This window comes from Alistipes sp. UBA1686 (assembly GCF_002320215.1).
Classification (GTDB): domain Bacteria; phylum Bacteroidota; class Bacteroidia; order Bacteroidales; family Rikenellaceae; genus Alistipes; species Alistipes onderdonkii.
This window is the reverse complement of the sequence record NZ_DCKA01000018.1, coordinates 102754-115409: the sequence shown is the minus strand read 5'-3', so window position 1 is coordinate 115409 and position 12656 is coordinate 102754. Positions and strand designations below refer to the sequence as shown.

General features: G+C 58.2%; 9 protein-coding genes. 5 read left to right on the top strand and 4 right to left on the bottom strand.

Annotation, left to right across the window (positions count from 1 at the left end):
• Both B3C38_RS08500 and B3C38_RS08495 read left to right on the top strand, forming a co-directional pair.
• Complete coding sequence (locus tag B3C38_RS08500) at nucleotides 1–1134, top strand: glycoside hydrolase family 26 protein (protein WP_022332721.1); 1134 nt, start codon at nucleotides 1–3, stop codon at nucleotides 1132–1134.
• 6 nt (nucleotides 1135–1140) lie between these two features.
• The gene (locus B3C38_RS08495; RefSeq protein ID WP_022332722.1) at nucleotides 1141–2277 is read left to right on the top strand and encodes a glycosyl hydrolase; all 1137 of its coding nucleotides are present in this window, start codon (nucleotides 1141–1143) and stop codon (nucleotides 2275–2277) included.
• Between the two features lie 67 nt (nucleotides 2278–2344).
• Here B3C38_RS08495 and B3C38_RS08490 read toward each other — a convergent pair whose 3' ends face one another.
• The 3 genes from B3C38_RS08490 to B3C38_RS08480 form a co-directional block, all read right to left on the bottom strand.
• A complete protein-coding gene (locus B3C38_RS08490) occupies nucleotides 2345–3349 on the bottom strand; it encodes an aldo/keto reductase (protein WP_286726688.1) in 1005 nt (334 codons plus the stop codon).
• 228 nt (nucleotides 3350–3577) lie between these two features.
• Nucleotides 3578–6451 carry a DNA polymerase I gene (polA, locus tag B3C38_RS08485; RefSeq protein ID WP_276656456.1) on the bottom strand — a complete coding sequence of 958 codons (2874 nt, stop codon included), beginning with the start codon at nucleotides 6449–6451 and terminating at the stop codon, nucleotides 3578–3580.
• 125 nt (nucleotides 6452–6576) lie between these two features.
• Nucleotides 6577–7029 carry a 6-pyruvoyl trahydropterin synthase family protein gene (locus B3C38_RS08480; protein WP_174760541.1) on the bottom strand — a complete coding sequence of 151 codons (453 nt, stop codon included), beginning with the start codon at nucleotides 7027–7029 and terminating at the stop codon, nucleotides 6577–6579.
• 200 nt (nucleotides 7030–7229) lie between these two features.
• On the opposite strand from B3C38_RS08480, the gene B3C38_RS08475 reads away from it, so the two are divergent.
• Nucleotides 7230–8228 carry an AraC family transcriptional regulator gene (locus tag B3C38_RS08475; protein WP_276656454.1) on the top strand — a complete coding sequence of 333 codons (999 nt, stop codon included), beginning with the start codon at nucleotides 7230–7232 and terminating at the stop codon, nucleotides 8226–8228.
• A gap of 93 nt (nucleotides 8229–8321) precedes the next feature.
• On the opposite strand, the gene sppA is transcribed toward B3C38_RS08475, so the two are convergent.
• On the bottom strand, nucleotides 8322–10100 hold the full coding sequence (sppA, locus tag B3C38_RS08470; RefSeq protein WP_276790720.1) for a signal peptide peptidase SppA: 1779 nt from the start codon (nucleotides 10098–10100) through the stop codon (nucleotides 8322–8324).
• Nucleotides 10101–10277: 177 nt separating this feature from the next.
• Here sppA and B3C38_RS08465 point away from each other — a divergent pair, with 177 nt between their 5' ends.
• The gene (locus tag B3C38_RS08465; protein WP_022332728.1) at nucleotides 10278–11330 is read left to right on the top strand and encodes an Mrp/NBP35 family ATP-binding protein; all 1053 of its coding nucleotides are present in this window, start codon (nucleotides 10278–10280) and stop codon (nucleotides 11328–11330) included.
• 376 nt (nucleotides 11331–11706) lie between these two features.
• Nucleotides 11707–12648, top strand: coding sequence for a quinolinate synthase NadA (nadA, locus tag B3C38_RS08460; RefSeq protein WP_286726683.1), 942 nt, complete (start codon nucleotides 11707–11709; stop codon nucleotides 12646–12648).
• Nucleotides 12649–12656 lie beyond the last annotated feature (8 nt).

Below are 12656 nucleotides of genomic sequence, written 5' to 3'. Positions count from 1 at the left end.
ATGAAACGACTGCTTATTTGCCTTCTCCTGCTCCCGCTCTGCGGGACGGCCTTCGCAGGCGGCAAACGCCTGAAAGCGCCGGAAAAAACCGTTCTGCAAATGGTCGACCCCCAGGCGACACCGGAAACCAAAGCGCTTTACGCCAACCTCTGGTGCATCGGATTCCGCGGCGTAATGTTCGGCCACCACGATTATCCCTCCTACGGCATCGGCTGGCGGGGCGACCCGGATCGCTCGGACGTGAAAGACATAGTAGGCTCGCATCCGGCCGTCTACAGCCTCGACATGGCAGGTGTCGACGAGCGAAAGATCGAACTCCTCCGCGAAGCCCATAAACGCGGCGGCATCAGTATGCTGGTGTGGCACCAGAACAATCCCCTGACCGAAGGCCCCGGGAAAAAATACCCCGACGGCACGGCCTGGGACAACACCAAGGTCGTGGATCAGATACTCACCGAAGGCTCGGCGATGAACGTCAAGTACAAAGCCCGTCTGGACGATGTCGCCGAAGCATTGAAGAAGATGGTCGACGACGATGGCCGCCCCATCCCGGTGATCTTCCGTCCGCTGCACGAACACACCCAGACCTGGAACTGGTGGGGCCGCTCGGCCACGACCGACTCCGAATTCATCGCCTTCTGGCGCTTCATCGTCAGTTACCTGCGCGACACGAAAGGGATCCACAACGTAATATACGCCATTTCCCCGCAAATGGACGAAGTATACGACGATCCCGTGGGGCGTATACTTTTCCGCTGGCCGGGGGACGAATGGGTCGACTTGGTGGGCATCGACTGCTACCACGGCCGTAACCGCAAGGCATTCGAGTCGAACGTAAAGGCACTCGCCGAGGTGTCGGAGCGCGTGCACAAGCCCGTCGGTGTGACCGAAACCGGGCTGGAAAACGACCACAACGCCGACTATTGGACGCACGATGTATTGCCTGCGCTCCGCAACCGTCCCTGTTGCATGGTCGTGGCATGGCGCAACGACAATCCCCGCCACGCCTACGGGCCTTATCCTTCCGATTCGACGGCGGCCGACTTCAAGCTATTCTTTGACGATGCGCAGACTATTTTTGAAAACGACCTGCCCGACATGTACCGCATGCCCAAGGGCGTAACCGTAAAATAACGACCCATGCTGCGATTACTCATGTCCCTTATGGCCGCGTCCCTGCTGGGCGGATGCGCTTCGGACAATCTGAAAATCTCCCCGGTCAACCCCGACGCGTCGCAGGAAGCACGCCAGCTGCTCGAATTCCTATATTCCATCCGCGGCCGGTATACCCTCGCCGGGCAGCATAATTTCATCAGCGACCCCGGGCGTTACGACAGTGTCGTTTTCGCAATGACGGGCAAACACCCCGTGGTCTGGGGAAGCGATTTCAGTTTCAATGCACAAGGCGACAACGTCCGCGACTACCACCACTGCGGCCCGATGAACCTCACCTCGCCCTGGGGTGAGTGCCTTCCGAACAATAAATCGACCGAAGAACTGCGGCAGGGGCTCGTCGAAGAGATCAAGGCCCGGCACGCCGAAGGCAGGATCATCACCCTGATGTGGCACTGCTGCTTCCCTGCGGAATGCAACGACTGCAACGGTTCGTCGATTTGGACATGGAAGAACCGTCCCCCGCAACTGGTATGGGAGGAACTGACCACAGAAGGCACGCGCCTCAACCTGCAATGGAAGGCACAGATGAACACGGTCATTCCCTATCTCAGGCAACTGCGCGACGCCCGGATTCCGATCCTCTGGCGACCCTACCACGAGATGAACGGCGTCTGGTTCTGGTGGTGCGCCAAACCCGGCGAAAACGGATTCAAAAAGCTGTGGATCATGACCTACGACTACCTGACCCGGGTGCACGGGCTCGACAACCTGCTCTGGGTATGGAACACGAATGCCCCGCGGGACAAGCAGGGTGACGAAGCCGGCCCCTATGCCGACTACTATCCCGGTTCGGAATATGTCGACATATTGGCGGCAGACGTCTATCACCGCGACTACAAACAGTCGCACCACGACGACCTGAAAGCCCTGGCCGGCGGAAAACCGATCGCCCTTGGCGAAGTGGGGCAGCTGCCCGATCCGGAGAGTTACCACAACCAGCCCGACTGGACGTGGTTCATGGTCTGGGGGTATTTCATCAACAGCCAGAAAAGCGGCAAGTTGGATTCCGTCGCCGCGGTGCGGCATATCTACGACGATCCGCGCACGCTGACACTCGACCGAATCGACTTCTCAGACGGAACCTACCGGTTGCGACAATAACAGAAAGCTAAAAACACGAAGATCCGCAGTCCTGGGGGACTGCGGATCTTTTCATCCGTGCAGGGCGCTATTCCCGCGACAGGGCGTCGATTCTCGCCAGTTCGTCGTCGGAGAAGGAGGCGTACTCCAGGGCCCGGAGGTTATCTTCGATCTGGGCGACGGAGCTTGCCCCGATAATGACCGACGTGACACGTTTGTCGCGCAGCAGCCATGCCAAAGCCATCTCGGCAAGGGTCTGGCCGCGCTGCCGGGCGATTTCATGCAGGCCGCGGATCCGTTCCGACATCCTCTCCGTCAGCACGTCGCGCCGCAGCGAACCCTCCGCCGCCATGCGCGAGCCTTCAGGAATCCCGTTCAGGTAACGGTCGGTCAGCAGCCCCTGCGCCAGAGGCGAAAAGGCCACGAACCCGGCTCCGGCCTCGGCATTGAGCGTCAGGATACCCGACGTATCGGGTTCGCGGTCGAACAGGTTGTAGCGATCCTGGAAAAGCAGGCAGGGTACGTCGCGCTGGGCCAGGTAGCGGAAAGCGAAACGTGCCGCGGCCAGCGGGTAGCGCGACAGCCCGACATAGAGCGCCTTGCCTGCGCGGACGATGTCGACCAAAGCCTGGAGGGTCTCTTCGAGCGGGGTCTCGGGATCGTAGCGATGCGAGTAGAAGATGTCCACATAATCGAGCTTCATGCGCCGCAGGCTCTGGTCGAGGCTTGCCATGAGGTATTTGCGCGAGCCCCAGTTGCCGTAGGGCCCCGGCCACATGTCGTAACCCGCCTTGGTCGAAATGAAGAGTTCGTCGCGGTAGGGTCGGAACGACTGCTCCATCAAACGGCCGAAGTTCTCCTCGGCCGTACCGTAGGCGGGGCCGTAGTTGTTCGCCAAATCGAAATGGACGATTCCCCGGTCGAACGCGTAATGGGCCATCTGCCGCACATTGGAGAAGGTCTGCCCGCTGCCGAAATTGTGCCACATGCCGAGCGAAAAGGCGGGCAGCAGCACACCGCTGCGTCCCGCACGCCGGTAGGTCATGCCATCTTCGTAACGCGACGCGGCCGGCTGGTAAATAGGTTCGATCATAGCTGTCAGTTTATTTCAGTATCAAAACAAAAAATCCGGGAACATTCTATTTTCCTGCCGCCTCCCCGTGGGACGCCGGAGCAGGACAAGCGTCCGCAAAAGCGCCGGGGCAGCACCGAAGAAGGAGGCGGCGGTGGCATCGGATATAACGGATACAAGGCATTAACAGGGAGTCTGCATATCCGATGCCGTCCGTTACTATATCTTGCAAACGGACTCAGGACGCGGTCAATGCGCCTCGAGCCAGTTGTCGCCCACGCCGTAGTCGACCACCAGGCGCACCTTGAGGGCGGCGGCGGATTCCATGCATTCGGTGACGATGGCCGCGACGCGCTCCTGTTCGGAACGGAGCATGTCGACGACCAATTCGTCGTGTACCTGAAGGATCACCTTCGACCGGATGCCTTCGGCCGCGAAACGGCGGTGGACATTGATCATGGCGATCTTCATGATGTCGGCCGCGGATCCTTGGATCGGGGCGTTCACGGCATTGCGCTCGGCCAGGCCGCGCGCCACGGCGTTGTGCGAGGAGATGTCGTTGAGATAGCGGCGGCGGCCGAAGATCGTCGAGACGAATCCCTCCTCCTTGGCCTTGGCGACCACATTGTCCATATACTCCTTGACCTTGGGGTAAGATTCGAAATAACCGTCGATAATGTCCTTGGCCTCCTTACGCGGGATTTCGAGCCGCTGGCTCAGGCCGAAGGCCGAAATGCCGTAGATGATGCCGAAATTGGCCGTCTTGGCACGGCGGCGCTCCTCGGAGGTCACTTCGTCGAGGGTTTTGTTGAAAAGCTTGGCGGCCGTCGCGGCATGGATATCCTCGCCGTGGGCGAAGGCCGCGATCAGCGATTCGTCGCCCGAAAGGTGCGCCATCAGGCGCAGCTCGACCTGGCTGTAATCGGCCGAGAGCAGCAGGTGGTCGGAATCGGAGGGAATGAACGCCCTGCGGATGCGGCGCCCCATCTCTTCGCGCACGGGGATGTTCTGCAAGTTGGGATTGGTGGACGAAAGGCGCCCGGTAGCCGTGACCGCCTGGTTGAAGGAGGTATGGATACGCCCCGTCGTCCGGTTGACCAGCTGGGGAAGCGCCTCGACATAGGTCGAAAGCAATTTTTTGACACCCCGGTATTCGAGGATCAGGTCGACGATGCGGTGTTTGCGGGCGAAGGTCTGCAAATAATCCTCGTCGGTGCAGAACTGCTTGGTCTTGGTCATCTTGGGCTTTTCGGCGATGCGCATCTTGGCGAAAAGCACCTCGCCCAGCTGGCGTGCCGAGTTGATGTTGAGCGTCGATTCGCCGGCTTCGGCACGGATCGCGGCTTCCAGTTCGGCCAGCCTGCGGCTCAGTTCGACGGAGTATTCGGCCAGCGCCCCGGAGTCGATCCGCACGCCCGCCATCTCGATGTCGGCCAGCACGGCGATCATGGGCTCCTCGACCTCGAAATAGAGGTGTTGCAGCCCGATCTTCTCGACCTGAGGGTAGAGCACGTGTTTGAGTTGCAGGGTGACGTCGGCATCTTCGGCGGCGTACTCCTTGACGCGCTCGACGTTCACCAGATCCATCGTCAGCTGCTTGGAACCCTTGCCGATCAGCGTTTCGATCTCGATAGGCTTGTAGTTGAGGTATTTTTCCGACAGGGCGTTCATGTTGTGGCGCGACTCGGGATCGAGCAGGTAATGCAGGATCATCGTGTCGTACTTGCGGCCGCGGATATCGAGTCCCAGGCGCCGGAGCACCATCAGGTCGAACTTGATGTTTTGGCCGATCTTGGCAATCCCTTCGTCTTCGAACAGCGGCCGCACGATCTGCGTATATTCCGCCGTATTCTCCTCCTTGAAGGGAATGTACCACGCTTCGAACGGCTTTACGGCCAGCGACATGCCGACGATGCGGTCGTTGAAGATATCGAACCCCGTGGTCTCGGTGTCGAAACAGAATTCGCCGTATTTCCCGACCTCGGCAACCACTTCGCGCAACTGGGAGGCATTCTCCACAAGGCGGTAATCGTGGGGCGTGGTCTGCGCCGTCTTGAACTGCATGGCATCGGCTTCGGCCTGAAGCTCGGCGACGGGAACCTCGGCGGCGGGCATCTCGACCACCGGGTCGCCGAAGAGATTGCCCTGTCCGACCAGCGCCGCGCGTTTGGCGGCGGCGGACTTGGCCCGTGCCATCTCCGCAAGCTGGGTCTGCGCCTCCTGGCGGGGGCCTTCGGGTTGCTCCTCGGGGGGCGCAAGGTTCGTAAGGTCGTTCATAAAGGCCTTGAAATCCAATTCGGCAAAGAGGGCCTTGAGTTCGTCGATATGGGGTTCGCAGACCGTGAGGTCTTCTTCGCGGAACGGGATGGGCACGTCGAGGCAGATGGTGGTCAGGGTCTTGGCAAGGCGCAGCTTGTCGCCCCACTCGGCGATCTTCTCGCCCTGTTTGCCCTTGATCTTCGAGACGTTGTCGAGGATATTTTCCACCGTTCCCCACTCCTGCACGAGTTTGCAGGCGCTCTTCTCGCCGATCCCCGGCACACCCGGGATATTGTCCGAAGCATCGCCCCACAGTGCGAGGATGTCGCGCACGAGGCTGGGGTCGTCGATGCCGTATTTCCCGCGGATCGCCTCCCGGTCGACGATCTCGATGCTGCCCTCGGCGCCCTTTTGCTTGTAAATCTTGCAATTGTCACGTACCAGCTGGCCGTAGTCCTTGTCGGGCGTGACCATGAAGACCTCGTAACCCGCCTCGACGCCTTTTTGCGACAGCGTGCCAATCACGTCGTCTGCCTCGTAACCCTCGACTTCGAGGATCGGGATGCACATGGCTTCCAGCACCCGTTTGACATAGGGGACGGAGAGGAGGATGTCCTCGGGCGTCTCGGAGCGGTTGGCCTTGTACTCGGGAAATATCTCCCGGCGGAAGCTGCCTCCCTTGGGGTCGAACGCCACGCCCAGCAGGTCGGGCCGCTCACGCTTCTGGATGTCGCGCAGGAACTTTACGAAGCCGAATACCACGGAGGTATTCATACCGGCCCGGTTGCGCATGGGACGACCCAGAAAGGCATAGTAATACTTGAATATCAACGCATAGGCGTCGACGAGAAACAGTTTTTTCATATATTCAATGTTGCGTCAATAATAGTTCCCTTTCGGTATTTGCCGTGCGCCTATCCCTTGCGCACCGGATGCTGTCCGGTAAAAATGGCGGGGTATGTCGTTCCGGCGGAACCGCCGGGCGGAAATCAGCGGTTGTCCTCGGCGAACCACTCGGCGAATGAGGTTGCGGTCTCATGCAGGCGGAGCGAATGCAGCTCCACTCCCCGAGGCAGGCGGCGTGCGATACGTGCCGCGAAATCGCCGAGCATATTTTCGCACGTCGGCTGGTAATCCACCGTGACGATGTTGCCGAAACGTTCGGCCAGCACCGCCCGCAGGGGAGCGTCGCGGCGTGTCGCCCGCAGTACGAGCGCATGGTCGAAACGGGAGACGACCTCCTCGTTGACAATGCTTTTCAGGACACCGAAGTCCATCACCATCCCACACTTGGGGTTCGTGTCATCGTCCGCAGGGCACCCTTTCACGGTCACGAACAACCGGTAGGAATGCCCGTGAATCTCACGGCACGGCCCGTCGTACCCGTCGAGGGCATGCGCGGCCTCGAACGAAAACTCCTTTGTCAATCTGATCACTGCCATATCCGCAAAGATATTCATTAAATGCGAAAGGAGAAAAGGTTTTCCGCACTTTTCACCTGCAGGATGCCTTTACGCCCCGTCCCGAATCGGAAAACGGAGGTGCGGGAAACCCCGGCCGCGTATCCTTCCCACAAAACCCGCCCCGGTTTTGATTTGTCCTTATTAATTTGTATATTTGTTACAATAAGCCTCATTACCCGATGAAACGTGTCCTGAATGATCTCACTCCGTTGCCAGGCAACGATCTGTTCATCACACAGTATTGGTTTGACAAACAGACCGATCCGCCCCTTCATTTCCATGAGGATTACATGCTCAGCCTGACCCTGAACGTAAAGGGGACACGTGTCACCGGACAATCGGTCGACAATTTCACGGAAAAAGACCTTATCATCATTTTCCCGCGCGTACCGCACTGTTACAAACGCGACGAAGCCTTTGCGGAGACCAATTGCGAGGCCGTCGCCGTGCAGTTCAGCCGCGACATGCCCAACTGGCAGATATTCGAAACGGAATCCATGCTCCCCATCCGGAAAATGCTGAGCCAGCCGGTCGCCGGGCTCTGGTTCGCCGAAAGCGTCGTAGACCGCGTCCGCGACAGGTTACTGCAACTGCCCGGGCTGCGGGGATTCGCATCGGCGTCGCTTTTCCTGAACATACTCAACGATTTGGCCACGGCTGGGCCGGACGAAACGGGGCCGATAGGTGCCCCGTACTACGAAATGCAACCCGACGGCAATGCCCGGATCAACAGGATCGTACAGTTCGTGGAGAACAATTACCAGCGTAAGATTTCGCTCGAAGACATCGGTGAAGAAGTAGGCATGTCCGCGACTTCGGTCTGCCGTTTTTTCAAAAAGTACACCCACCAGAACCTGTGGAACTACCTCAACGGCTTCCGCATCGTGCGCGCCGCGCAGATGATCGTCGAGACCGACGACCCGATCGCCGAGATCGGTATGCGCTGCGGGTTCTACAACATCTCGAATTTCAACCGCGCCTTCCGCGAACGCATCGGCTCCCCGCCGGGCGACTACCGGCGTAAGTTCGGGTCGACGGTCATTTCGCCCGACGCGAAACAGGTCGAGGAGATAGGCCGCAAGCTGGATGAAATGCGCTGCGGGCAGGATTCGGCGGGGGGGGGCCGGCGGCCAAAGTCCCTGCCAAAGGCTGACAAACCCCTTTTCCGGCACGATTGACGTGTTTTTGGACACACAGTCCGTCCCGCCCTGCAAACAGAAAAAGCGACCTCCGCAGAGGCCGCTTTTTATCGTTCCGACATCCGACGGGGATTAGCGCAGTTCGAGTTTGAAGGGATAGTACATGACGATCCCCTGCTGCGAAGTCGCCTCCTGCACCTGTTTGTATTCCTTCATCATGACTCCCAGTTCCGAACGGGTCATGGCTTCGCGGATGCCGACGTTGAGCGACGAGATGAACGCCGCGAAACCCGTCGGTTGCTCGATCACCTCCGTCACCCGGAAATTGTCACCCAACCCGGCCTTGTCCGCAGCGATGGCGATGGCCGTCTTCAGGCCTCCGTACGTGTCGATCAGGCCGATGCCGAGGGCGTTGTCGCCCGACCATACACGGCCGCCGGCGATGTTGAGCACCTTCTCGACAGGCAGGTTGCGCCCCTGCGCCACGAGGTTCGTGAACGTAGTGTACACCTTATCCACTCCGCGCATGATCGAAGCCCTTTCGGCAGGCGTCAGAGGCGAGGTCATGCCCATGCCTGCCGAGGTATTGCTCTTCACGGCGTCGAACGTAATGCCCAGCTTGTTCTTCAGGGCGTCGATGGTATTGAGGTACATGCCGAAGACGCCGATGGAACCCGTCAGGGTCAGTTTGTCGGCCACAATGACATCGGCCGGGCATGAAATGTAGTATCCGCCGCTGGCCGCATAGGAACCCATCGAGACGATGACGGGTTTCTCGGCCTTGAGCAGCTCCATTTCGCGCCAGATGACATCCGAAGCCAATGCGCTGCCGCCCGGGGAATTCACGCGCAGCACCACGGCTTTGACCTTTTCGTCGGCACGCACGCCGGCCAGCGTCGCAGCCAGCGTATTGCCGTAAATCTCGCGGCCGAAGCCCTCGCCGTCGACGATCGCACCGTCGGCGTATACGATAGCAACCTGGTCGGCCGAAATATTCTTGAGGTCGGCACTGACCTGCGACGCATATTCGCCCAGGGTGACGAAATTGTATTGGCCGTCGGAATCGGACTGCACGCCCAGTTCGGCAAAGACGTCGTTCATCTGGTCTTCGTAGAGCAGGCTATCCACGAACCCGTGTTCGAGGGCATCCTCGGGCAACGAGACCTCCAGTTTGTCGGTGATCCGGTTCAGGGTTTCCAAGTCGATGCCGCGTGCCTCGGCCACCGAACCCGCGATGGTATTCCACATCGAATTGACCAGTTCCTGCATCTGTTCGCGGTTAGCGTCCGACATTTTGGGAAGTATATAAGGCTCGACGGCGCTCTTGTACTTGCAGGCCGTGGGGCGGAAAACCTCGGCTTTGACATCGAGCTTGTCGAGCAACCCCTTGTAGAACGCCAAATTGAACGAAAGGCCCGACCAGTCCATCCCTCCTTCGGGCTGCATGTAAATCTTGTCGGCCGCCGAAGCGAGGTAATACTGCCCCTGCGAGTAGGTTTCGTTATAGGCGACGACGAACTTGCCGCTCTGCTTGAAATCGACGATCGCCTCGCGCAGCTCTTCAAGCAGGGCTGAACCCGCCACGCCTCCGTTGCCGTTCATACGCAGGTAAATACCCTTGATCCGCGGATCGTCCTTCGCCGCCTCGAGCGCACGCAGCGCCTTCATCAGCGGAAGCATGCGCGTAGACTGGAGCGTCGCGAAATCGAAGCCGGCGAAAGGATCGCTCGACGGGGCATCGGTCAACACCTCCGAAAAATCGAGCTTGAGGATCGACTCGGGGTGTACGGCCACGCTTTTCTCCATCGAACCGGCAATGCCGAGCAGGATGAAAATCCAAAGGAAGACTACCAGTACCGATCCCACGACAAACGCGAGGATGGCAGCCAGGAAAGTTTTGATAAAATTCATAACGAAGTTATTTTTTGTTTGTCCTAATTTTGTTCCGATTCCGGTTTTCTTTCGCAAATATACAGAAATTATATGAAAAACAAATAAAATTTATCGTTTTTCGATAAAAAAGAAGGGTAACCTATATTTATTCTGTAAAATATACGTTATCTTTGCAAGGAAAGTCACTACACAAATATGGAAGAAAAAATCAGACATCTGCTCGCGTCGCTCGTTCATCCCGAAACGGGGCAGGATATCGTCAGCAGCGGTTTTATCGAGCATATCGCCTCGGCAGCCGGAAAAATCACCGTCGTACTCCGCTTCGCCAAGGCCCGCGACCCGTTCGCAGTGAAAATCAAAAACCAGGCCGAGGAACTGCTCAAACGCGAATTCCCCGGGGAAACGGTACTGGTAGTCATCAAGGAGGGCGGCGCCGCCCCGCGTCCCGAACCCAAGCTGAAGACGACTACGGGCGGCATCGCCAAGGTCATTGCCGTAGCATCGGGAAAGGGCGGGGTAGGCAAATCGACCGTCACGGCCAACCTCGCGGTCGCCCTGCGAAACATGGGATTCCGCGTAGGCATCCTCGACGCCGACATATACGGGCCTTCGCAGCCCAAGATGTTCGGAGTGGAAGGCTACCTGCCCGACGCCGTGCAGGAAGAGGGCGCAGACCACATCGTCCCTGCGGAGCCGATGGACATCCGGCTGATGTCGATCGGGTTCTTCATCAAACCTACCGACGCCCTGCTGTGGCGCGGAGCCATGGCCGTCAGCGCCCTGAAACAGATGATCCACCAGACCAAATGGGGGACGCTCGACTTCCTGCTGGCCGACCTGCCCCCCGGTACGGGCGACGTACACCTCTCGATCATCGGGGAGCTGAAGATCGATTCCGCGGTGATCGTCTCGACGCCCCAGCAGGTCGCCGTAGCCGACGTCGTGCGCGGCGTGGAGATGTTCTGCAACGAAAACGTCAACATCCCCGTGGCGGGAATCATCGAAAACATGGCCTGGTTCACCCCCGAGGAACTGCCCGAAAACCGCTACTACCTCTTCGGCAAAGGCGGTGCACGCCGGTTCGCCGAAGAAAAAGGTGTGGATTTCCTCGGTGAAATACCTATCGTACAGTCGATTATGGAAGGATCCGACGAAGGAAAGCCTGCTATGGGGATAGATCCGCGCGTCGAAAAATGGTACCGCGGAATCGCGGAAAAGATTGTCGAAAAGGTGATGAAATCGTGTTAGGAAACGTGTTGATAAACGGCGATAACTAATGATAACTTTCCGGTCGGAAGAGTTGCAAATTCCGGAAAGGGCGGGCATATACAAGATTTTCCGGAAACCAAAAAAAGTTATGGGAAATTATAGTCAGCCCCGAACCCCGGAAAACGGAACAGATTGTTCACAACAAACGGCTGTCGAAATGTTGACAACGGTTTTTGACAATTGTTGATTATAATTTCATATCTTTGAATACGAACCGGTTGTAACGAAGAATAGGTAAAAGCATGGGAATAAAATGTTGAAAGATATTTTCCAGGGAAACTTGTGAACAGTATCAACAGCTATTATTTCTATTCTTATTTCTTATTAAATTTAAATTAAAAAGTAAAAATAAAAAATGAAGGTTGATAACTCCGCGCAAATCCGAAATCGGATCGAGGAACTGAAACGCGAGAAACATGCCGTCATACTGGCCCATTACTATACGCTGCCCGAAGTACAGGAGGTGGCCGACTTTCTGGGCGATTCGCTCGCGCTGTCGGTCAGGGCGCAGTCGGTCGATGCGGAAATCATCCTGTTCGCCGGCGTGCATTTCATGGCCGAGACCGCCAAGGTGCTCTGCCCCGGCAAAAAAGTGCTCATACCTTGTCCCGAGGCGGGGTGCTCGCTGGCCGAATCGTGCGACGCCCGCGACTTTGCGGCCTTCAAGGCCAGGTACCCGGGGCATACGGTGGTTTCGTACGTCAACACGACCGTCGGGGTCAAGGCGCTGACCGATATCTGCTGCACTTCGTCGAATGCCCTGAAGGTCGTGGAGTCGATCCCGGCCGACCGCCCCGTCATCTTCGCGCCCGACCGCAACCTGGGCGCTTACATCAGGAAGCTGACCGGCCGCGAGAATATGGTGATCTGGGACGGGGCGTGCCATGTCCACGAGGAGTTTTCGCTCGAAAAACTGCTCCGGCTCAAAAAGGAGCATCCGGCGGCCCGGGTCGTCGTGCATCCCGAATGCCGGGCCTATATCATCGAGGTGGCCGATTTCGTGGGGTCGACGGCTGCGATCCTCGACTATTGCGGCCGCAGCGGGGCCGATGAGTTCATCGTCGTCACCGAATCGGGCATCCTCGCCGAGATGAAGAGGCGCTATCCGGACAAGACCTTTATCCCGGCGCCCCCGGACGACGAGACGTGCGGCTGCAACAACTGCAAGTACATGAAGATGGTGACGCTGGAAAACATCTGCGAATGCCTCGAGCGGGAGGCCCCGGAGATCGTCCTCGACGAAGAGGTGCGCCGCAAGGCCGAGCGTTCGATCCTGAACATGATCAACATCAAATAATCGTTTAT

Excerpts from the sequence above, each read along its gene's own strand:
- B3C38_RS08500 (WP_022332721.1), top strand. The coding sequence starts at position 1 with ATGAAACGACTGCTTATTTGCCTTCTCCTGCTCCCGCTCTGCGGGACG.
- B3C38_RS08495 (WP_022332722.1), top strand. The coding sequence starts at position 1,141 with ATGCTGCGATTACTCATGTCCCTTATGGCCGCGTCCCTGCTGGGCGGA.
- B3C38_RS08490 (WP_286726688.1), bottom strand. The coding sequence starts at position 3,349 with ATGATCGAACCTATTTACCAGCCGGCCGCGTCGCGTTACGAAGATGGC.
- polA (WP_276656456.1), bottom strand. The coding sequence starts at position 6,451 with ATGAAAAAACTGTTTCTCGTCGACGCCTATGCGTTGATATTCAAGTAT.
- B3C38_RS08480 (WP_174760541.1), bottom strand. The coding sequence starts at position 7,029 with ATGGCAGTGATCAGATTGACAAAGGAGTTTTCGTTCGAGGCCGCGCAT.
- B3C38_RS08475 (WP_276656454.1), top strand. The coding sequence starts at position 7,230 with ATGAAACGTGTCCTGAATGATCTCACTCCGTTGCCAGGCAACGATCTG.
- sppA (WP_276790720.1), bottom strand. The coding sequence starts at position 10,100 with ATGAATTTTATCAAAACTTTCCTGGCTGCCATCCTCGCGTTTGTCGTG.
- B3C38_RS08465 (WP_022332728.1), top strand. The coding sequence starts at position 10,278 with ATGGAAGAAAAAATCAGACATCTGCTCGCGTCGCTCGTTCATCCCGAA.
- nadA (WP_286726683.1), top strand. The coding sequence starts at position 11,707 with ATGAAGGTTGATAACTCCGCGCAAATCCGAAATCGGATCGAGGAACTG.